Source organism: Brevundimonas sp., from assembly GCF_041648115.1.
Lineage (GTDB): Bacteria > Pseudomonadota > Alphaproteobacteria > Caulobacterales > Caulobacteraceae > Brevundimonas.
On record NZ_JBAZPR010000002.1, the window covers coordinates 79889 to 100883 of the forward strand.

Sequence of the window (20995 nt, forward strand, 5' to 3'; positions counted from 1 at the left end):
CGAGGATACGCCCATGTTTCGCGCCAGCCTGATCGCCGCCTCCGCCGCCCTGGCCTTCCTGCCCTCCACGGCTTTCGCCCAGGCGCAAAGCGTCGATCTGAACCGCTTCGACGGCCGCTGGTTCGAGATCGAGCGCAATCACAACACTGTCCAGAAGGACTGCAACCGCGCCCAGATCGACTTCACCCCGCGCGACGCCGCCGACCGCTACGCCATCGACGTGACCTGCACCCGCCGCAACGACGGCAAGGTCGAGGTGCTGCGCGCCAACGCCCGCGTCACCGACACCACCACCAACGCCAAGTTCAGGTTCAGCCTGACCGGCCTGCTCAGCTTCGGCGGCCTGGCCGGCCAGAACTACTGGGTCTACGACCACGCGCCGGATTACAGCTGGGCCATCATGGGCCTGCCGGACAAGTCGAACTGGTGGATCTGGCACCGCAATCAGAATGCGTCGCAGGCGGAGCGGGACCGCATCCTGGCCCGCGTCCGCGCCCTGGGCTTCAGCACCGGCCGCCTGGTCCATACCGGCCTGTAAAGGCGACGCTTGCGATGGGAACGTAGGCGGAACATAAGCTGTCGGCATGTCCGCCGTCGCCCATCTCGAACTCGTCTTCAGCCGTCCCGAGACCACATTCTCGGTCACGCGTGGGGCTGCGCGACTGATGATGGACATGGGCTATGCGCCGCTGCTGGAAGTCTGCCTGCCGAACGGCCGCCGCGCCGACGTCATGGCCATCGGGCGCAAGGGCGACATCGTCATCTGCGAGGTCAAGTCGGGCGTCGACGACTACCGCGTCGATCGCAAATGGCATGAGTACGGGCCGTTCTGCGACGCCTTCTATTTCGCCGTCGCGCCCGAGTTTCCGCAAGACATCCTGCCCAACGAGCCGGGCCTGATCGTCGCCGACGGCTTCGGCGGGGCGGTGTTGCGCGAGGCGCCGGCGATGGCTCTGGCGCCCGCACGACGCAAAGCCCTGACCCTTGCGTTCGCCCGTCTGGGCGCGATGCGGACGATGCGCGACTAAAGGCGGCGGAAGACGGCGGCGGCGAAACCGTCGGCGATCAGCTGCGCCTCGACCTCGGCCAAGGGTTCGATGACCACCCCCTTGCCGCCCGTCGCATGGATGATCCGCTCGCCGTCGATCACCAAGGCCGAATGGCCGGTCCAGTCGTGATCGCCGTTCGGCGCCAGCCACACGGCGATGTCGCCGCGACGGGCGTCGGAGGCCGACACCGTATGTCCGAGTTGGGCCTGCGCGTCCGACCGGCGCGGACCGGGCAGGCCGCACGCCAACAAGGCCTGCTGCACCAGACCGGAACAGTCGGTGGAGATCGAAGACCGGGCGCCCAACTCATGCGGGCGACCCAGCAACCGTGCGGCCACGGCGACCAGATCGGTCTCGAAATCGCCGACAGGCCGCAAAGCGTCCTCGGCCAGACCCGCCTTCACGTCGATCACCAGAGCATTCAGCGGCAGGGCCGCGTCCACGGCGGCGACGCGATAGGTCGCCAGCGGCGCGCCGCTCGACAGACTGTCCAGCACGACCCAGCCGACCACGCCGTCGCGACGCGCCCGACCCCAGGCCCGGCCGTTCGACCGGTCCAGAACGTCGAAGATTTCGCCGTACAGCAACTGGTCGATCCGTCCGGCGTCGTCAGACAGGATGTCCGCCACGGCCACGCGGCAATGCATGGCCTCGGTCGCGCGATAGGCCTCGGCGCGCACCAGCCCTTCCAGCGCCTGTTCGGCGAGGTCGGGGCGAGCAAGGCGGTCGCCGGGCGGAAGAAGATCGAGAACGTCTGTCAACGTGAACTCGCGTGATTGAGCCCACAGCCTTATCCCCCGATGGCTTAGGGGCCGTTAACGCGCGTCGCTTTTGCGAAAGAAAATCAACAGAACCGCGTTCTCAGATAGTGGAAGCAAGCCCTCAACGCCTGCGCCTCGCCACCTTCGGGGAAGCCGGGTCGGGCGCGGGGGTTCCAGGCGAAGATGTCCATGTGCCCCCAGGCGCCGGTGGTCGGGGCGAACTTTTGCAGGAACAGGGCGGCGGTGACGGATCCGGCCTGGGCCCAGGCGGAGGAATCGTTCTTCAGATCGGCGATCTCTGTATCCAGAGCTGCGCGATAACCGGCCCACAGCGGCATCCGCCACAGGGGGTCGCGCACCTGCCCCGCCGCGGCCAGCAGACCGGCGGCCAAGACCTCGTCGTCGGTGTAGAGGGGCGGCAGGTCCGGCCCCAGCGCGACCCGCGCCGCCCCGGTCAGGGTGGCGAAATCCAGCGTCAGGTCCGGTTGGTGCTCGCCAGCCCGGGTCAGGGCGTCGGCAAGGATCAGTCGCCCCTCCGCGTCCGTATTGCCGATCTCGATCGTCAGACCTTTGCGGCTGTTCAGGATGTCGCCGGGCCGGAAGGCGTCGGCGGACACCGCATTCTCGACCGCCGCCACAATGACCACCAGCCGCACGGGCATGTCCGCCTGCATCACCAGTCGCCCCAGGGCCAGGGCGTGGGCGGAGCCGCCCATGTCCTTCTTCATGTTGCGCATCCCTGCGGCGGGCTTCAGGTCCAAGCCGCCCGTGTCGAACACCACCCCCTTGCCGACCAGGGCGACCAGCGGCAGGTGGGTCCGGTCCAGCTTCCAGCCGATCTCGATCAGGCGCGGCGCCCGATGCGGGGCGGCCGCGCGCCCGACGGCGTGAACGGCCGGATAGTTTTCCTCCAGCAGGGCGTCGCCGGTCGTCACCGCGATGGCGGCCCCGGCGCTTTCGGCGATCTCGCGGGCGATGGTTTCGATCTGCAGCGGCCCCATGTCGGCAGCCGGCGTATCGACCATCTCGCGCGCCAGGGCGCAGGCGGCGGCGATGCGCGAAATCTCGGCGACATCCACCCCGTCCGGCGCAACCAGCCGCACGGGCGCCCGATCCGGCCGGGCCTTGTAGCGGTCGAACACATAGGCCCCAAGCAGGAAGGCCAGGGTCGTCAGTTCCGCGTCCTCAGCCGCCACCTCAAGCCGATACAGGCCGCCTGGCAGCCGGGCCGAAAACCCCCGCACGCTCATCGGATCGAAAGTCGTTCCGGCTCCGACCAAGACCTGGGCGACCTCGCCGTCCGCGCCTGGCACGACCAAAAGCTGACCCGCCTTGCCCTCGAACCCGTGCAACTCGCCCCAGCGGCGGGACGCACCGTCCAGCGCTCCGCCCGGCTGAACGAAGCGGATCGGGATCGCGCCGTCGCCGTCTTGGGTGGAAACCAGCAGGGGATGCGAGATGGACATGCGGCCCTCGAAACGAAGTTAACCATCAGTTGACGTGAACAGGCGACCCTAGAGGCAAGACCCAAGGACCGCCTGGACCCGCCCCATGTCGCGCATGCCCGCCCTTCTCGCAACCGTCGCCCTGATCGCCCTGTCCGGCGGACCGGCCCTGGCGGCCGACCCCACGCCGGCTACGATGGCCCAGACGCGCGCGCCGTCGTCTGCGGCGGTTCGGGCCACCTATGACCGGATGGACGCCCTGTCGCGCTCAGTCTTCTGGGCGTCGGAGCAGCAGGCCGATCCGACCGATGCGACAGCCGGCGTAAAACTGGCCCAGGCCTTGCGCGAACTGGGCCGCTACGACCAGGCCGCCGAGGCCGCCCAGGCGACCCTGACCGTCCAGCCGAACAATCTCGACGCCCTGCTGGAGCTGGGTCGCGCCCATATCGCGCGGGGCCAGGCCTTCTATGGCGTGGCCCCGTTGGAACAGGCCCGCAATCAGGCGCCGCGCGACTGGCGCGCTTACTCCCTGCTGGGCGTGGCCTATGAACAGGTGCGCCGCACCGACGACGCCCGCGCGGCCTGGAACCAGGCCCTGGCCCTGTCGCCCGACAACCCCGATGTCCTGACCAACGCCGCCACCGCAGCCCTGACCCAGGGCGATGCGCCGGGCGCCGAGACCCTGCTGCGCCGCGCCGTCGCCCAGCCGACCGCCTCGGCCAAGGTGCGCCAGAACCTGGCCATGGTGCTGGGCCTGCAAGGCAAGATGGGCGAGGCCGAACAGATCCTGCGCCGCGAACTGCCGCCCGAACAGGCCGAGCAGAACCTGCAATGGCTGCGCGCGCGCGGCACGGCCGGCGCCGCGTCGTCCAGCGGCGGCGCACCGGCGAACACGCCGACGACCGACACGGCCCGCACCTGGAATTCGCTGCAAGGCGGCTGATCCGCCCGTTGCGGTCGGGCCGCGCGCGTGGTGGATGAGGCCATGACCTCCCTCCCCACGCCCCCCGCCTACCAGGCCTTCCTGTTCGACATGGACGGCACCCTGATCACCTCGACCCTGGCCGCCGAGCGGGTCTGGACCCGCTGGGCCGGACGTCACGGCCTGGATGTTCCGGCCCTGCTGTCGGTCATGCACGGGGTGCGGGCCATCGACACCATCCGCAACCAGAACCTGCCCGACATCGACCTGGACGCCGAGGTCGCCTGGGTCGAGCGGGGCGAGATCGAGGACGTGGAGGGCGTCGCCCCGATCGCCGGCGCCATCGACTTCGTCAAACGCCTTCCGCCCGACCGCTGGGCCGTGGTGACTTCCGCGTCCGTCTCCCTGGCCCGCGCCCGGCTGAAGGCGGCCGGCGTGACCCCGCCCGCCGTCATGATCACTGCCGAGGACGTCGAACGCGGCAAGCCCGACCCCGCCGGCTACTTGAAGGCCGCCGCCACCCTGGGCTTCGCCATCGCCGACTGCCTGGTGTTCGAGGACGCCGGGGCGGGGATCAAGGCGGGCGAGGCGGCCGGCGCCGACGTGATTGTCGTCACCGCCGCCTGGACCCATCCGCTTGAGACGGATCACCCCAAACTGGCGAACTATGCGGATGCCGGGCTTGAGGTCGGGGCGGACGGGACGCTGACGTTTAAGGTCTGACACATCATTTTCCCTCCCCGTTCCGGGGAGGGAGAGGGTTCCTGCGACTTCCCCCAGGCCCTTACGCATCCTATCTTCGCCGCATGATCGACGACCTCTACAGCGCGCGCATCCTGACGCTGGCGGCAAACCTGCCGCATGCGGGCCGGTTGCCTGCGCCGCAAGGCACCGGCGAGCGGGTGGCGAAACTGTGTGGATCGCGCGCGACGGTGGATGTGACGCTGGACGACCAGGGCCGTGTCGCCGGCTTCGCCCAGGACGTGAAGGCCTGCGCTCTGGGTCAGGCGGCGGCCGGGGTGCTGGGCCAGCACGTGCTCGGCGTGTCGGTCGATGAACTTCGGGATGCCCGCGATGCCATGTTCGCCATGCTGAAATCCGGCGGCGACGGCCCCACCGGCCGGTTCGAGGATCTGCGTCTGTTGAAACAGGTCGCGGACTACCCCGCCCGTCACGCCTCGACGCTAGTCTCCATCGACGCGACAGTGGAAGCGGTGAATGCGGCGCTGAGCGCCCGAACTCGTCTCGCCGGCGCGGCCTGAGGGGCACGACCGGTTGATCCCCCTGCGATGACGGGGGATAAGCGCGGCGAACCCATCCAGCCCCCGGCGAAGGGACATATGTCTCTCTATGAACGAGGCGTGCGCGCGGCCCATCGGGGCTACAAGCTGACGCTGTCCCCCCTGATCGGCCAGCAGTGCCGGTTCCTGCCGACCTGTTCGGACTATGGGCGCGACGCCCTGATCCAGCACGGACCGGTCAAGGGGGGATGGCTCACTGTGCGCAGGGTCTGTAAATGCCATCCCTTCGGCGGGTCGGGATACGACCCGGTCCCGCCTGCCCCGGTCCCGCCTGCAAAGACTGACACATGATCGATCTGAAATTCCCCGACGGCGCGGTTCGCCAATATCCCGAAGGCTCCACGGCGCGCGACGTCGCGACCTCGATCTCGCCGTCGCTGGCCAAGAAGGCGGTCCTGGCCGAGCTGAACGGCGAGCAGCGCGACATGAGCCGGGTGCTGGAGACGGGCGGCGACTTCCGCCTGATCATGCGCGACGATCCCGCCGCCCTCTATACGATCCGTCACGACACGGCCCACGTCCTGGCGGAGGCGGTCCAGACCCTGTTCCCCGGCACCCAGGTCACCATCGGCCCGGCCATCGAGGACGGCTTCTACTATGACTTCTTCCGCGAAGAGCCCTTCTCGACCGACGACTTCGCCGCCATCGAAAAGGAGATGGGGCGGATCGTCGACCGCGACGCCAAGTTCGAGCGCGAGGTCTGGGAGCGCGACGAGGCGATCCAATTCTTCGAGGCGCGCGGCGAGAAGTTCAAGGCCGAGCTGATCCGCGACCTGCCGGGGACCGAGACCATCACCCTCTATAAGCAGGGCGACTGGATCGACCTGTGCCGGGGCCCGCACTTCCCCTCGACCCGCCACGTCGGCAAGGCGTTCAAACTGACCAAGCTGGCCGGCGCCTATTGGCGGGGCGACAGCAAGCGCGAGCAGCTGCAGCGCATCTACGGAACTGCCTGGGCGACCAAGGAGGATCTGGACGCCCACCTGCTGCGTCTTGAAGAGGCCGAGAAGCGCGACCACCGCAAGGTCGGCAAGGCCATGGAGCTCTTCCACATGCAGGAAGAGGGCCGGGGCATGGTCTTCTGGCACCCCAAGGGCTGGGTCCTGTGGCGCGTGCTGGAGGCCTATATGCGCCGCCGTCTGGACGCCGCCGGCTATGTCGAGGTCAAGACGCCCCAGGTTCTGGACCGCAAATTCTGGGAACAGAGCGGCCACTGGGACAAGTACCGGCCCAATATGTTCGTCTGCGAGACGGTCGAGGGCGAGGAACTGAGCCTGAAGCCGATGAACTGCCCGGGCCACGTGCAGATCTTCGACCAGGGCCAGCGGTCCTATCGCGAACTGCCGCTGCGCATGGCCGAGTTCGGCGCCTGCCACCGCTATGAGCCGTCGGGATCCCTGCACGGCCTGATGCGGGTGCGCGGCTTCACCCAGGACGACGCCCATATCTTCTGCCGCGAGGACCAGATCGTCGAGGAGACGGCCGAGTTCATCAAACTGGCGCGCAGCGTCCACGCCGACCTGGGGATGGAGACCGCCTATATCAGCCTGGGCACCCGCCCCGAGAACCGCGCCGGCACCGACGAGTTCTGGGACAAGGCCGAGGCCCTAATGCTGGAGGCCGCCCGCGCTGCCGGAACCGAGCCGGTCATCACCGACGGCGACGGCGCCTTTTACGCGCCCAAGCTGGACTTCGTGGTCAAGGATGCCATCGGCCGCGAATGGACCTGCGGCACGATCCAGCTGGACTATGTCCTGCCGGAACGGTTGGACGCCACCTACATCGCCGAGGATGGCCAGAAGCACCGTCCGGTCATGCTGCACCGCGCGATCCTGGGCAGCTTCGAGCGGTTCATCGGCATCATGATCGAGAACTACGCCGGCGCCTTTCCGCTGTGGCTGGCCCCGACCCAGGCCGTGGTGGCCACCATCACCTCGGACGCCGACGACTACGCCCGCGACGTCATGGCCAAGTTCAAGGCCGCCGGCCTGCGCACCGAGATCGACCTGCGCAACGAGAAGGTCGGCTACAAGGTCCGCGAACACTCGGTCGGCAAGGTGCCGGTCATCGCCGTCGTCGGCCGCAAGGAGGCCGAAGAAGGCATGGTCGCCATCCGCCGCCTGGGCTCGCAAGCCCAGACCCTGGTCACGATCGACGAAGCCATCCGCATCCTGACCGACGAGGCGACGCCGCCTGACCTGAAGCGGGACCAGGCGGCCGATTGAGGCCGCGCCTTCGCGGTGATTGTCGCCTAGGATAGGGCGTCAGGCCTCAGCACGCTCCCGTGTCTGTCCCGGCAAGGGTCGAAGGGGAGAGCGGGCATGCCCAGCACCATCCTGGTCACGGGCGGCGCCGGCTATGTGGGTTCGCACGCCTGCCTCGCCCTGTCCCAGGCCGGCTTCACGCCGGTGGTCTATGACAATCTGTCGAACGGCCATGCGGCCTTCGTCCAGTGGGGCGACCTTGAGATCGGCGACATCCGCGACGCAGCCCGTCTGGATGCCGTGATCGCCAGACACAGGCCCGTCGCGGTCCTGCATTTCGCCGCCCTGATCGAGGTCGGGGAATCGGTCAAGGCGCCGGGCCGCTTCTACGACAACAATGTCGTCGGGGCCCTGACCCTGATCGAGGCGGCGCGGCGCGGCGGGATCGGGGCGATGGTCTTCTCCTCGACCTGCGCCACCTATGGCGACCCGGTCTATCTGCCGATGGACGAGGCCCATCCCCAGGCGCCGCTGAACCCCTATGGCCGCTCCAAGCTGATGGTCGAACAGGCCCTGGCCGACTATTCGACCTATGCCGGCTTCCGCTCGGTCTGCCTGCGCTATTTCAACGCCGCCGGCGCCGACGAAGAGGCCCGGATCGGTGAGCGCCACCACCCTGAAACCCACGCCATTCCGCTGGCGCTCCAGACGGCGCTGGGCCAGCGTCAGGGGTTCAAGCTGTTCGGCGACGACTACGACACCCGCGACGGCACGGCGGTGCGTGACTATGTCCACGTCACGGATCTTGCCGACGCCCATGTGCGGGCGTTGAAATATCTGCTCGACGGCGGCGAGACGACGGTCTTCAACCTGGGCACCGGCACGGGCACGACGGTCAGGGAGCTGATCGACACCATCCGCCGCACGACCAACCAGCCCTTCCTCGTCGAGACCGCGCCGCGCCGTCCCGGCGACGCCCCCTGTCTGGTGGCCGACAACAGCCGTGCGCGCGAGGTTCTCGGCTGGCGGCCGATGCGGACGTTGGACGACATCGTTCGCACCGCCTGGCGCTGGCATGCCGCCGAGCGGGAGGCGCTTGAGGCCTAGGTCTTCGCAGCCTGCGCACGAAACCGAACAGAGGAACGCAAACCGAACGGATCGCTTGTGATGGGGTGCGCGCCTGCGCCCCATCACAGATTGCGAGACACGACCATGGCCGAGAAGACGCTCGACACCCTGTTCCACGACACGCTCAAGGACATCTATTACGCTGAGCGCAAGATCCTGAAGTCCCTGCCCAAGATGGCCCGCGCGGCGCAATCGCCCGAGCTGAAGGCCGCATTCGAAAAGCACAAGGGCCAGACCGAGGGCCAGATCGAACGCCTGCAACAGGTCTTCGAACTGATCGGCAAACCCGCGCGCGGCAAGACCTGCGACGCCATCGAGGGCATCCTGGCCGAGGGCGAGGAGATCATGGACGAATACAAGGATACGCCCGCCCTCGACGCCGGCCTGCTGGCCGCCGCCCAGGCGGTCGAACACTATGAGATCACCCGCTATGGCACGCTGAAGCGCTGGGCGCTGGTGCTGGGCATGAAGGACGCCGCCGCCCTGCTGGACGAGACCCTGCAGGAGGAATCCCAGACCGACGAAGACCTGACCGGCATCGCCGACGCCGCGGTCAACGCCGACGCGATGAAGACGGCCTGACCCTCGGTGGAGGCGGTTTCGCAACCGCCTCCACACTTCCTCTTGGCGTCGAAAGATACGATACCGGACACAAATAGCGATAAAGACTAGTGTTCACCGTATGTTAGGCGATCGTCATCGAAGCTGGCTCTCTGACCTTGGAGAGCGATCCGATGATCCAGCCCCAATCCGCCGCAGGCCGCCCGGTTCTGCAATACGTGATTGCCGCTGGCTATATGCGTTACCTGCTGATCGCCAGTTGGGCGCTTGCCTTGGGCACGGTCACGGGCTGGCGGGAAGCCTTGGCCTGGTTTTGCGCCGCCACGTCCATCGGCATGGTCCGAACCTTCGTGGAACGCCGCCTGGTGCTATCGGATCGCCGACTTCACGACCGCATCAAGCTGACGATCGCGACCGTATCCTGCATCGCCTGGGCGGCCGCGCCGCTATTGGCCTTCGTTCATGGCGGCGCCTATGGCGTGCCTTTGGGCGTCGGTCTTCTGATGGCGGGTTACGTGCTGGTCTTCACCCAGATGCGCGCCGCGCCGCGAGAAGCGGTGATCGTCTCGGCGCCCTATTCCATCGTGACGGTCTTGCTGCTGATCAGCCTATGGGGCGATCCGGGCTTTTGGGTCATGCTCGGCATGGTCCCCGTCCTGGCGCTGGCCTTGTTCATCAAGGTCGTCATCACCCAGATGAAGGACGGCGACCTTGAGGCCGTGAACCGTCGGCAGGCCGAACTGATCGCCGAGCTGGAAATCGCTCGCGATCGCGCCGACGCCGCCAGCGCCGCCAAGTCCAACTTCCTGGGCGTCATCTCGCACGAGCTGCGCACGCCGATGAACGGGGTGCTGGGGGCGGCGCAACTGCTTCAGATGTCCGAACTCAGCGACCGTCAGAAGGAATTCGTCGGCGTGATCCGCGCTTCGGGCGAGGGGCTGATGGTGCTGCTGAACGACATCCTGGACATCACCAAGATCGAGTCCGGCAAGATGGAACTCGACATCGACGATATCGAGACTGACACGCTGATGGCCCGGCTGACGGGGCCGTTCAAGGCCCAGGCCGAGGCGCGCGGCCTGACTTTCGCGACCGAGATCCGAGGCGATCTTCCGCCCCTTCTGAAGATGGACCCGCTGCGCCTGGCCCAGGTCACGCATAATCTTCTGGCCAATGCGATCAAGTTCACGACGCAAGGCGAGGTTCGCCTGGTCGTCGAAAGCGAACCCCGCGCCGACGGCCGCATCGCCCTGGGGATCAGCGTCGTCGATTCGGGCATCGGCATCGCCGCCGACGATCTGTCGCGCCTGTTCCAGCCCTTCTCCCAGGTGGACGGGTCGTCCACGCGCAAGTTCGGCGGCACCGGCCTGGGCCTCAGCATCTGCCAGCGCCTGGCCGTTCTGATGGACGGCGAGATCACAGTGACGTCGATCCCCGGCCAGGGATCGACCTTTACCCTTCACGCCACCTTCGACGCGGCCCCGATCGAAGCCGCACGCATCGCCGCCTGATCAGTCGCGCAGCAGTTCGTTGACGCCGGTCTTGGCCCGCGTCTGGGCGTCCACCCGCTTGACGATGACGGCGCAGTACAGCGACGGCCCGCCGTTGGGATCAGGCAGAGCGCCCGGCACCACGACCGAATAGGCCGGCACCTCGCCGCGGAAGACTTCGCCCGTCGCCCGGTCCACGATCTTGGTCGAACCGGACAAATAGACGCCCATGGCCAGGACCGCGCCCTCGCGCACGATCACGCCCTCGGCGACCTCGGCCCGAGCGCCGATGAAACAGCCATCCTCGATGATGGTCGGATTGGCCTGCAGCGGCTCCAGCACGCCGCCGATGCCTGCGCCGCCCGACAGGTGGACGTTCTTGCCGATCTGGGCGCACGAGCCGACCGTGGCCCAGGCGTCGACCATCGAACCCTCGTCCACATAGGCGCCAATGTTCACGAACGACGGCATCAGCACGACATTCTTGGCGATATAGGCGCCTTGGCGGACGATGGCGCCGGGCACCGAGCGGAAGCCGGCGGCCTGATAGTCGGCGGCGGCCCAGTCGCCGAACTTGTTGGGCACCTTGTCCCAATAGGGACCGACGCCGGGCGCGTGGCTGGTCGGGCCGCGGTCGCCGGCGCGCATGATCTGGTTGTCGTTCAGGCGGAAGGACAGCAGCACCGCCTTCTTCAGCCATTGATGCGTGGTCCAGACGCCGTCGTCGCCGCGCGAGGCGACGCGCGCCTGGCCGGAATCCAGCAGGGCCAGCGCCGTTTCGACGGCGTCGCGGACCTCGCCGTGGGTGGCGGCGGAGACCTCGGCGCGCTGTTCCCAGGCGGCCTCGACGACGGATTCGAGATGCGACAGATCGGTCATGCGGCGTCCTTGAAGGTCAGGTCGGAGAGGAAGTCGAGAAGATCGGGGGCCACATGGTCGATGTGGTCGCCCAGCGGCTTGCCGTGGCCGTCACCGATCAGGACCGTGGCCATGCCCAGAGCCTTGGCCGGCTCCAGGTTCTTGGGCGTGTCCTCGAAGAAGGCGGCCTGGTGCGGATCGATGTCGAACCGTTCCAGCATCCGGCGGAAGGTGGCGGGGTTGGGCTTGGGCGTCAGGTCGCCGTCCTCGATGGCGAAGACGTCGGCGAAACAGTCGGCGATCCCGATCCGCTCCAGCACCCGGTGCGCATAGTCGCGCGCGCCATTGGTGAAGACATAGGACCGTCCCGGCAGGATTTTCAGCCGTTCCGCCAGGCGCGGATTGGGTTCGACCCCATCCAGCGGCACATCGTGCACCTCATGCAGGAACCGCTCGGTATCGACCGCATAGTTGGCCATCAGACCGGCCAGGGTGGTGCCGTGCTCGTCCAAGAACTGGCGCTGCATCGCCGCCGCCGCCTCGGGCTCCAGCCCCACGGCCTCGACGACGAAGGCGTTGATCCGCGCCTGGACCAGCCGCATCAGCCCCTGCTCGCGCGGATACAGGGTGTCGTCCATGTCGAACACCCAGGCCCGCACATGCCCAAGGGATGCAGAATGGGGATCGCTCAAGACGCCTTCACCAGGGTGCCGGCGCCGAATTCGGTGAACAGCTCGACCAGCATGGCGTGGGGCCGACGACCGTCCAGGATGACCACGGCCTCGACGCCCGCGCGCACGGCCGCCATGGCCGTCTCCAGCTTGGGGATCATGCCGCCGTGGGCGACGCCGCTGTCGATCAAGGCCTGCGCCTCCTCCAGCGTCATCTGGCGAATGATGTCGCCGTCCGCGCCCTTGACCCCCGGCACGTCGGTCAGCAGCAGCATCCGCTTGGCGTTCAGCGATCCGGCGATGGCGCCCGCCACCGTGTCCGCATTGACGTTGTAGGTCTGTCCGTCCTCGGCCACGCCGATCGGAGCGATGACCGGGACCCAGTCCTCGGTCTCCGACGCGATAAGGCCCTTGATCAGCTTGGGATCGACCTTGGTCGGTTCACCGACATAGCCCAGGTCCACCTCGTGCTCGATCATGCTGTCGGGATCGCGTTTGGTCCGGCGCGTCTTCTCGACCGTCAGCAGACCGGCGTCCTTGCCCGACAGACCGACGCCGCGCACGTCCGCCTCCTTGCCGGCCATGGTGATCCAGTGGGCGATTTCTTTGTTCACCGCGCCCGACAGCACCATCTCGGCGACCTCCATCGTCGCCGGATCCGTAACCCGCAAGCCATCGACGAAGCTGGACTTCACCCCCGCCTTTTCCAGCATGGCGCTGATCTGCGGCCCGCCGCCGTGCACCACGACCGGGTTCACCCCCATCAGCTTCAGCAGCACCACATCGGCCGCGAACTGACGCGCCACGGCGCTCTCGCCCATGGCGTGGCCGCCGTATTTGATGACCACGGTCTCGCGGTCATAGACCTGAATATACGGCAAGGCCTCGGCGAGCGTCTTCGCCGTCTCCCAGCTGCGTTCTTCCGACTGGCGTTCTGTTTCGTTCATCACGCGCGCGTGATAGCGGGGGATGGGGGCGGTGTCACGCGAGAAGGGACCGCTATGGGTTCCGAACAACCTGCGATGAGCCGCTGGCTACTCGATCATAGCGTATGTTAGGCCGGTCAAACGCCACAAGCCTCCGCTTCGCGAGATGAACCCGAATGTCCACAACGCCTCGCGAGAAATCTGACCGGCCTTCGATCTGCGTCGACGGCTTCAACCTCGCAGCATCGCAGGGCACCGGGATTGCGACCTACAGTCGAAACCTGCTTGAAGCCGCAGGCCGACTTGGCTTTCGGACAGAGGCTCTTTTCGGACCCACGCTTTCGCCGGCGTCCGTCAAGCCATTCGGCGAGGTCGCGATCCTTGACCCAGAGCGCCCGGCAACACCGCTGCGCTTCATGCAGAAAGTCGAACGAGATGTTCGGACACGCCTGAGCCCGCTAGGCCGGACCGCGCATCCCGTGGCCATCTCCCAGGATGTCATCTGGCCGGGCGGCGCCGCCGCTCGACCCCGGGCGGACCGATTTTGGGCCAGCGACAAGCTCTACTTCCATGCCAGCCGGGCGTTCAAGAAACACGGTCGCGGCACACCTTTGACGTTCGATACGCGCGATGCTCCGGCGCCCAACGTCATGCACTGGACGACCCTGTTGCCGCTGCGCGCCCGCAATGTGCCGAACATCTACACCATCCACGACCTCATACCCCTGCGCCTTCCGCACACGACGCTGCACAACAAGCCTGTATTCATGGCCATGTGCCGGGAAGTCGTGCGCCACGCCGACCACATCGCCGTCGTCTCCGAGGCGACGCGTCAGGATGTCATCCGCATGCTGGGTGTTTCAGAAGACAGAGTCACCAACACCTATCAGGCTGTCAGTCTGCCCAAGGCATTGACAGACAGGCCGGAGCGGGACGTCGTCATCGAACTGGAAGCGACCTTCCAACTCGGCTGGGGCGACTACTTCCTGCATTTCGGCGCCGTCGAACCGAAAAAGAACCTTGGCCGCGTCGTGGAGGCCTATCTGGCGTCGGGCGTGACGACACCGCTCGTGATCGTCGGCGGACGCGGTTGGCTGAGCGAACCAGAGACTGCGCTTCTAGGTCACGTGAAGGCGCTTGGCGGTCCAAGCTCAGATCGCATCCATGTTTATGAGTACATGTCTTTCGCTACCTTGGTCAGCCTGATCCGAGGCGCGAGAGCGGTCCTCTTCCCCTCTCTTTATGAGGGATTTGGGCTACCCGTCCTCGAGGCGATGAGCTTGGGAACGCCCGTTCTCACATCGAACCAGGGCTCGCTTCCTGAAGTAGCAGGCGACGCCGCCTTGCAAGTCGATCCCTACGACGTCGATGCTCTATCCCAGGCGATCCGTATGATCGACTCCGACACCGACTGGCGCGCCGACGCTTCCATTCGCGGCAAGACGCAGGCGGCGCTCTTCAACGATGACGCCTATGACGCAAGGCTGCGAGCGCTTTACGCAAAGGTCGGCGTTTCCGCCTGAACGAACGGACGGCTTTCGGTATTGATCGCCCAGTCCATCACTTCATCGGTCGTCAGGCTTCGCATCCCCGCGAAAAGACGAATGCCGCGCCCTTCCCATTGAGGATTGCGGGTCGGGTCGAAAAGAGCGCGATCGCCCCAACGCGCGAGCAACCGCCCCATTTCTTCTGCGGCGCGCTGTCGTTTGGCTTCCGTGTTGGAATGGCCGCGGCTCAAAGACTCATGATGTCGCAAAACCAGCTCAGGCGCATAGAGGATGGTCCAGCCGGCCGCTCCTGCACGAAGACAGAAATCCACATCGTTGCAGGACACAGCGAAGTTTTCGGCGTCAAACCCGCCGACCTGATCGAAGACCGAGCGACGCATCGCCATAAAGGCGCCGGTGACGGCCGTCGCCGGCCTGCGTCGCACCCAACGATCAAGCGGGCCGCGCTCGTTCGGGCCTTCTCGCAATCCTTCATGCAAAGGCTCGCCGTTGAGCGCGCCCATCACGATGCCCGCGTGCTGAACTCGATCGTTTGGGTATAGAAGCCGCGCTCCAACGACCCCAACACCGTCCACAGACAGAAGTCGGCGAACCTCCAGATCCCAGTTTTCGGACAGCATTTCCATGTCGTTGTTGGCGAACACGACGATCGGCTGTGTTCGCCCTTCGCAGGCGGCGTTGTTTAGGCTTGACCAGTTGAACGGTTCGTCGCGGCGCAGTACCTCCACGCCCCGTGTTCGCCAACAGTCGAGCACCTCCACAGTGCTTACGTCCTGACTTCCATTATCGACGACGACAATATCCACCTCCCCCAAGTCCGATGCTTGGTCGGACAGTGAGGTCAGCATGACGTTAAGAGCCGCACCCTCATCACGCGTGGGAATGACCACGAGTATCCGGCCACAGACCTGCGATTGGTGAACCGGCGGAGAGTCGATTTCCGTTTGAACATGCGGGGTCTGGACACACCCCAGGACCAAGGGAACGTGCCGGACGCCCCCTCTGCCAAACGCATCCTGCAGCGTCGCCAGCATGTCGTGACCGCGGTCCTGATATTCGAAATCGCGATAAAGGACCAAGGCAGGCGGGGTAGGATTGGTCGCAAGGTCCAGCAGATGCGGGGCCGACTGGAGGATTGGACGAGTAGCTCCACTCGCGTCCCTCTCTTCATGATCGCAGTACACAGCGCTCACTTCCTCGTTGAGCGCCCAAAGCAACCAGCCAAGGCAATCCGGCGTCAACACGGTCCCTGCCCTGATCAGGAAGACCGGAGTTGAGGAGGTCGCCAGCGCACCTTGCAGAGGAGCAAGCCGTATACGTACATCTGTTGAGACCGCGCCCCCGACGAGCGCCGCATCAAAACCCCCTGATATCGTCGCGCGCCAATCCACCGACGTCAGTCCTCGCAACGATGCCAAGGTCGCGGTCAGGGTGCGGTCTTCGCCGGGTCGGGCGTCGATCAGAATTTCGACCCGCTTGGCTGAACTCATGGGAGCAATAGGTCGGTGGACGGCGCCCAACCCAGAGAGATTTGATGAAGCGCTTTCTGCGAAGGTCGGCTGCAGCCGCCTGCGAATATCCTCCACGTCAACTGCAAGGCCAGCCTCGTCCATTATGTCCGCTAGCGTTAGCTGAAGGCTCACCTTTGTTGGACGAGCCGCTATAGCCCCCTGAAGGACCCTAATGGCGGCAGGAAAGTCACCGGACTCTCTCAGAGTGTTGGCGAGGCGGACCCGCACCCCGATGTCGTGTGGATATCGAGAAAGATAACGTTCGTAGTGACCGACCGCAGCACTCCACAGATTGTGATGTCGAGCAGCGTCCCCTTCATCAGCGCCATAGCGCCTTCGCGCTGCGCCCAACCGACGATCTGACAGCGCTTTAAAAAATCGTCGCAATCTGACAATCCAAATGGAAGATTTGGCCCCTTGCACCAATGCACTCCCTATCGCAGGAAATCTGGTCTAGATCATCCGCTATCAATGGGCAGTAGGTCCGCTTGAGTCTCGATTTCATGGCCGTTTCTTCGCAACCCATCTTGCTACGCCCTCGCCGATTTGGCGACCCACGCGGCTGGTTCATGGAGACCTACTCTGAGGCTGCCGCCCTGGCCGCTGGGATCGACGTTCGCTTTGTGCAGGACAACCAGTCGTTCTCTGCGACCGAGGGCACGATCCGGGGGCTGCACTTCCAACGCCCGCCGCACGCTCAAGCCAAACTGGTGCGTTGTGTGAAGGGATCCATCATGGATTACGCAGTCGATGTGCGGCGCGGCTCTCCTACCTATGGGCAATACGTCGCGGCCAAACTCACGGCAGATGGCGGTGAGCAATTGTTCGTGCCAGTCGGCTTTGCGCATGGCTTCATCACCCTGGAGCCAAACGTGGAAATCGCCTACAAGGTGTCTGGAATTTACGCGCCGGATTGCGACGGCGGCATCGTTTGGAACGACCCGACGATCAGCATCGAATGGCCACTGCCGGCTTCGGGTGCAGTCCTGTCCGACAAGGATAAGGTTTTGCCGACCCTGGCAGAGTTTGACAGCCCCTTCGAATATGACGGCCGGCCGCTCGAGCCGCTGCCCGCGTCCTGATCTGAATCCCGACGGAGAGACCCCTAATGCGTATCCTGGTCACCGGCGGCGCCGGTTTTATCGGTTCGGCTTTGGTTCGGCGGCTTATCGAACACACGGATCACGAGGTCCTGGTGTTCGACAAGCTGACCTATGCAGGGGTGTTGAGTTCGTTGGAGCCTGTGGAGTCCAGCAACCGATACGCCTTCGTCCAAGCCGACATCTGCGACGCCGACGCCGTTTCAAAAGCATTGCACGAGTTCAAGCCGGATGTGGTCGCCCACCTGGCGGCCGAGAGCCATGTCGATCGCTCGATCGACGGGCCGGGTGAGTTCATCCAGACCAATATGGTCGGCACCTTCGTCATGCTGAACCAGGCGCTAGGCTATTGGCGCGCGCTGGACGAGGACGCCAAATCGGCTTTCCGCTTCCACCATATCTCGACCGACGAGGTGTTCGGTTCGCTGGGCGAGGACGGTTTCTTCACCGAGACCACCCCCTATGACCCCCGCTCGCCCTATTCGGCGTCCAAGGCGGGGTCGGACCATCTGGTTCGAGCCTGGGGTCACACCTACGGCCTGCCGGTGCTGGTGACCAACTGCTCCAACAACTACGGCCCCTATCATTTCCCTGAGAAGCTGATCCCGCTGATCATCATCCGGGCGCTGAACGGCGAGCCCCTGCCGGTCTACGGCGACGGGTCGAACGTGCGCGACTGGCTGTTCGTCGATGACCACGCCCGCGCGCTCCAGGCCGTGTTCGAGACCGGCACGCCCGGCGAGACCTATAATGTCGGGGGCAATGCCGAGCGGAAGAACATCGAGGTGGTCACGGCCATCTGTTCGATCCTGGACCGGCTGCGGCCCAAGGCCGACGGTCAATACGCCGACCAGATCACCTATGTGACCGACCGTCCGGGCCATGACCAGCGCTACGCCATCGACGCCTCCAAGATCCGCTCCGATCTGGACTGGACCCCCTCGGTGACCTTCGAACAGGGCATCGAACAGACGGTGGCCTGGTATCTGGAGAACCAGTCCTGGTGGCAGGACATTCTGGACGCCCGCTATTCGACCCAGCGTCTGGGTGTCGCCAATGGCTGATCCGATCCACATCCTGATCACGGGCGGGGCCGGTCAGGTGGGACTGGAGCTCCAGGCCGCCGCTTGGCCTGAAGGCGTCGTGTTGCACGCCCCGACGCGGGCGGAACTGGACCTGGGCGACGCCGCCTCGGTCCGGGCCGCCTTCGCCGCCACCCCCTTCGCCGCCGTGATCAACTCCGGCGCCCACACCGCTGTGGACAAGGCCGAGACGGAGGTCGCCGCCGCCTTCGCCGCCAACGCCATGGGCCCGGCGGTCTTGGCCGACGCGACACGCGAGGCCGGGATCCCGCTGATCCAGGTCTCGACCGACTATGTGTTCGACGGGTCCAAGGCCGGTCTCTATGTCGAGACCGATCCGGTCGGACCGCTGGGCGTCTATGGCGCATCAAAACTGGCGGGCGAACTGGCGGTGCGCGCCGGTAATCCGCGCTCGGTGGTTCTGCGCACCGCCTGGGTGTTGAGCGTCCACCGCGCCAACTTCCTCAAGACCATGCTGCGGCTCGCCGCCGACCGGGCGGGGTTGCGGGTGGTGGGCGACCAGCACGGCTGCCCCACCTCGGCGCGCGACATCGCCGCCGCGCTCAAGACCATCGCCCTGAAGATGATCGCCGACGCAGACGCCCCGGCGGGCGTCTATCAGTTCGTCAACGCCGGCGAGACCACCTGGGCCGGGCTGGCGAGCGAGATCTTCGCCCTCAGCGCCGCCGCCGGCGGTCCGTCGGCCACGGTCGAGGCCATCCCCGCGTCCGAATACCCGACCCCGGCCAGGCGCCCGTCGAACTCGCGCCTGTCCACCGAAAAATTGACCCGTGACTACGGCGTCGCGCCCCGCCCCTGGCAGGCCGCTGTCGCCGAAATCGTCACCGAACTGCACGCTGAAAGGACCCACCCATGAAGGGCATCATCCTGGCCGGAGGATCGGGCACCCGCCTGCATCCGATGACCCTGGTCACCTCCAAGCAGCTGATGCCGGTCTATGACAAGCCGATGATCTATTATCCGCTGTCGACCCTGATGCTGGCCGGCATCCGCGAGGTGCTGATCATCTCCACCCCGCGCGACGTGCCCAGTTTCCAGGCCTTGCTGGGCGACGGCTCGCAGTGGGGCATGGAGATCCAGTACGCGGTCCAGCCCAGCCCCGACGGCTTGGCCCAGGCCTATGTGATCGGCGCGGACTTCGTCGGCGACAATCCGTCGGCCCTGATCCTGGGCGACAACATCTATTACGGCCACGGCATCACCGATCTGTTCACCAGCGCCATGGGTCGGCCAGACGGAGCGACGGTATTCGCGTACCACGTAAACGATCCTGAGCGTTACGGCGTGGTCGAGTTTGACGACCGTTTCCGCGCGCTGTCTATTGAGGAGAAGCCCGAAGCGCCGAAGTCGCACTGGGCCGTCACTGGTCTATATTTCTACGACAGCGATGTGGTCGAGATTGCCCGCGATCTGAAGCCGTCGGCGCGCGGCGAACTTGAGATCACCGACGTTAACCGCATCTATCTGGAGCAGGGCAAACTATCCGTCGAGATTATGGGGCGCGGCTACGCTTGGCTGGATACCGGCACTCCCGACAGCCTGCTGGATGCTGCTGAGTTTGTCCGCGTCTTGGAAAAGCGCCAGGGCTTCAAGATCGCCTGCCCGGAAGAGGTCGCTTTCGAGAAAGGCTTCATTGACGCCTCCAAGCTGGAAGTGCTGGCGGCCAAACTTGGAAAAAGCACCTACGGTGCTTACCTGAGAGAAATCATAAGCCGCCGTTGACTTCGCTGGTCGCAGAGAGGGCAGCACCAAGCGAGCTAAAATCAGTAGTCTGCCCTAGATTGACGGGGTCTTCGGTATCGACGACCCCGTCAATCTAATCAGAACTTCAACGAACCGAGAAGCTCAGGCTGGTCCATGTTCGACTGACGCATGTATTGCGCCAGAATGTGCATCAATGACTGATGCGTATCTTCGACAATCCCGTAGTTCTCGGCCTTCACATAGAGCGAGACGTCGGCAAGCTCAGACGCCGCCCCTCCAGAAAATCCGGTCATGGCGATTGTTTTCATGCCCATTTCACGTGCGGTTTTAAGCGCCGATATTATGTTCGGAGATGCTCCTGAAGAGCTTATGGCGACCAAGACATCACCACTAGAAGCCAGCGACTCGAGTTGGAACGAAAACATTTGCTCAACGCCGATGTCGTTGACGATCGCGGTGACCAACTCCACCGTGGCCGACAAGCTGTGAACTTTGGGCCGCAGGGATGTATTGGACCGAACGCCTTTCAGACAGTCGCAAACCAGGTGGTTCGAAATCGCCGCCGATCCTCCATTACCGCACGAGAAGATCGTTCGCCCTGCTTTGGCTCCATCGACGAGCAGTTGCCCGGCAGCGGTAACAGCCCCAGCATCGACGGTCTTATAAGCGTCTGCGAGCAACTCAAAGTAACGCGTAGCGTAGGCGCCGCCGGTATCGTGCACTCGATCAGGAAAATATGTCATCGGAAACCTC

22 protein-coding genes are annotated in these 20995 nt (G+C 65.5%); 15 read left to right on the forward strand and 7 right to left on the reverse strand.

Annotated elements, in window-relative coordinates; all coding sequences use genetic code 11:
• Nucleotides 1–13: 13 nt before the first annotated feature.
• Nucleotides 14–538: a lipocalin family protein gene (locus tag WC597_RS01915; RefSeq protein WP_372691502.1), complete on the forward strand. Its 525-nt coding sequence runs from the start codon at nucleotides 14–16 to the stop codon at nucleotides 536–538.
• A gap of 46 nt (nucleotides 539–584) precedes the next feature.
• Nucleotides 585–1028, forward strand: coding sequence for a DNA repair putative endonuclease MmcB (gene mmcB, locus WC597_RS01920; RefSeq protein WP_372691503.1), 444 nt, complete (start codon nucleotides 585–587; stop codon nucleotides 1026–1028).
• Here mmcB and WC597_RS01925 read toward each other — a convergent pair.
• Nucleotides 1025–1810, reverse strand: coding sequence for an NlpC/P60 family protein (locus WC597_RS01925; protein ID WP_372691504.1), 786 nt, complete (start codon nucleotides 1808–1810; stop codon nucleotides 1025–1027). The two genes, mmcB and WC597_RS01925, sit on opposite strands and share 4 nt — an antisense overlap.
• Nucleotides 1811–1893: 83 nt before the next feature.
• On the reverse strand, nucleotides 1894–3276 hold the full coding sequence (locus tag WC597_RS01930; protein WP_372691505.1) for a M17 family metallopeptidase: 1383 nt from the start codon (nucleotides 3274–3276) through the stop codon (nucleotides 1894–1896).
• Nucleotides 3277–3361: 85 nt separating this feature from the next.
• Between WC597_RS01930 and WC597_RS01935 the strand changes: the two genes are divergently transcribed.
• The 8 genes from WC597_RS01935 (at nucleotide 3362) to WC597_RS01970 (ending at nucleotide 10882) form a co-directional block, all read left to right on the forward strand.
• Complete coding sequence (locus tag WC597_RS01935) at nucleotides 3362–4198, forward strand: tetratricopeptide repeat protein (protein ID WP_372691506.1); 837 nt, start codon at nucleotides 3362–3364, stop codon at nucleotides 4196–4198.
• A 42-nt stretch (nucleotides 4199–4240) separates the two neighbouring features.
• Nucleotides 4241–4900: an HAD-IA family hydrolase gene (locus WC597_RS01940; protein WP_372691507.1), complete on the forward strand. Its 660-nt coding sequence runs from the start codon at nucleotides 4241–4243 to the stop codon at nucleotides 4898–4900.
• A gap of 83 nt (nucleotides 4901–4983) precedes the next feature.
• Nucleotides 4984–5439 carry an iron-sulfur cluster assembly scaffold protein gene (locus WC597_RS01945; RefSeq protein ID WP_372691508.1) on the forward strand — a complete coding sequence of 152 codons (456 nt, stop codon included), beginning with the start codon at nucleotides 4984–4986 and terminating at the stop codon, nucleotides 5437–5439.
• Nucleotides 5440–5517: 78 nt separating this feature from the next.
• Nucleotides 5518–5769 carry a membrane protein insertion efficiency factor YidD gene (yidD, locus tag WC597_RS01950; protein WP_372691509.1) on the forward strand — a complete coding sequence of 84 codons (252 nt, stop codon included), beginning with the start codon at nucleotides 5518–5520 and terminating at the stop codon, nucleotides 5767–5769.
• A complete protein-coding gene (gene thrS / locus WC597_RS01955) occupies nucleotides 5766–7703 on the forward strand; it encodes a threonine--tRNA ligase (protein ID WP_372691510.1) in 1938 nt (645 codons plus the stop codon). The genes yidD and thrS overlap by 4 nt, the downstream gene beginning before the upstream one ends.
• Nucleotides 7704–7799: 96 nt before the next feature.
• Nucleotides 7800–8789 (forward strand): UDP-glucose 4-epimerase GalE, encoded by a 990-nt coding sequence (gene galE / locus WC597_RS01960; protein ID WP_372691511.1) that lies wholly within the window; start codon nucleotides 7800–7802, stop codon nucleotides 8787–8789.
• A gap of 105 nt (nucleotides 8790–8894) precedes the next feature.
• Entirely contained in the window at nucleotides 8895–9392 is a 498-nt protein-coding gene (locus WC597_RS01965; protein WP_372691512.1) for a ferritin-like domain-containing protein, read from the forward strand.
• Between the two features lie 152 nt (nucleotides 9393–9544).
• Nucleotides 9545–10882, forward strand: a complete 1338-nt coding sequence (locus tag WC597_RS01970; protein ID WP_372691513.1) for a sensor histidine kinase — start codon at nucleotides 9545–9547, stop codon at nucleotides 10880–10882.
• Here the strand turns inward: WC597_RS01970 and dapD are convergent, their stop codons facing one another.
• The 3 genes from dapD to argB are packed head-to-tail and all read right to left on the reverse strand — an operon-like array spanning nucleotide 10883 to nucleotide 13337.
• Nucleotides 10883–11740 carry a 2,3,4,5-tetrahydropyridine-2,6-dicarboxylate N-succinyltransferase gene (gene dapD, locus WC597_RS01975; RefSeq protein WP_372691514.1) on the reverse strand — a complete coding sequence of 286 codons (858 nt, stop codon included), beginning with the start codon at nucleotides 11738–11740 and terminating at the stop codon, nucleotides 10883–10885. It abuts the gene before it with no gap.
• On the reverse strand, nucleotides 11737–12411 hold the full coding sequence (locus tag WC597_RS01980; protein WP_372691515.1) for a pyrimidine 5'-nucleotidase: 675 nt from the start codon (nucleotides 12409–12411) through the stop codon (nucleotides 11737–11739). Before WC597_RS01980 ends, dapD begins: the two co-directional genes overlap by 4 nt.
• Entirely contained in the window at nucleotides 12408–13337 is a 930-nt protein-coding gene (gene argB / locus WC597_RS01985) for an acetylglutamate kinase (protein WP_135194182.1), read from the reverse strand. The genes WC597_RS01980 and argB overlap by 4 nt, the downstream gene beginning before the upstream one ends.
• Before the next feature lie 155 nt (nucleotides 13338–13492).
• On the opposite strand from argB, the gene WC597_RS01990 reads away from it, so the two are divergent.
• Complete coding sequence (locus WC597_RS01990) at nucleotides 13493–14839, forward strand: glycosyltransferase family 4 protein (protein WP_372691516.1); 1347 nt, start codon at nucleotides 13493–13495, stop codon at nucleotides 14837–14839.
• On the opposite strand, the gene WC597_RS01995 is transcribed toward WC597_RS01990, so the two are convergent.
• A complete protein-coding gene (locus WC597_RS01995) occupies nucleotides 14812–16437 on the reverse strand; it encodes a glycosyltransferase family 2 protein (protein ID WP_372691517.1) in 1626 nt (541 codons plus the stop codon). The genes WC597_RS01990 and WC597_RS01995 overlap by 28 nt on opposite strands.
• 386 nt (nucleotides 16438–16823) lie before the next feature.
• Here WC597_RS01995 and rfbC point away from each other — a divergent pair, with 386 nt between their 5' ends.
• The 4 genes from rfbC to rfbA are packed head-to-tail and all read left to right on the forward strand — an operon-like array spanning nucleotide 16824 to nucleotide 20260.
• The gene (gene rfbC, locus WC597_RS02000) at nucleotides 16824–17417 is read left to right on the forward strand and encodes a dTDP-4-dehydrorhamnose 3,5-epimerase (RefSeq protein WP_372691518.1); all 594 of its coding nucleotides are present in this window, start codon (nucleotides 16824–16826) and stop codon (nucleotides 17415–17417) included.
• A gap of 26 nt (nucleotides 17418–17443) precedes the next feature.
• The gene (gene rfbB / locus WC597_RS02005; protein ID WP_372691520.1) at nucleotides 17444–18499 is read left to right on the forward strand and encodes a dTDP-glucose 4,6-dehydratase; all 1056 of its coding nucleotides are present in this window, start codon (nucleotides 17444–17446) and stop codon (nucleotides 18497–18499) included.
• Nucleotides 18492–19394 carry a dTDP-4-dehydrorhamnose reductase gene (rfbD, locus tag WC597_RS02010; RefSeq protein WP_372691521.1) on the forward strand — a complete coding sequence of 301 codons (903 nt, stop codon included), beginning with the start codon at nucleotides 18492–18494 and terminating at the stop codon, nucleotides 19392–19394. Before rfbB ends, rfbD begins: the two co-directional genes overlap by 8 nt.
• The gene (rfbA, locus tag WC597_RS02015) at nucleotides 19391–20260 is read left to right on the forward strand and encodes a glucose-1-phosphate thymidylyltransferase RfbA (protein WP_372691523.1); all 870 of its coding nucleotides are present in this window, start codon (nucleotides 19391–19393) and stop codon (nucleotides 20258–20260) included. Before rfbD ends, rfbA begins: the two co-directional genes overlap by 4 nt.
• Nucleotides 20261–20358: 98 nt before the next feature.
• Here the strand turns inward: rfbA and WC597_RS02020 are convergent, their stop codons facing one another.
• Nucleotides 20359–20985: an SIS domain-containing protein gene (locus WC597_RS02020; RefSeq protein ID WP_035305843.1), complete on the reverse strand. Its 627-nt coding sequence runs from the start codon at nucleotides 20983–20985 to the stop codon at nucleotides 20359–20361.
• Between the last annotated feature and the right edge of the window lie 10 nt (nucleotides 20986–20995).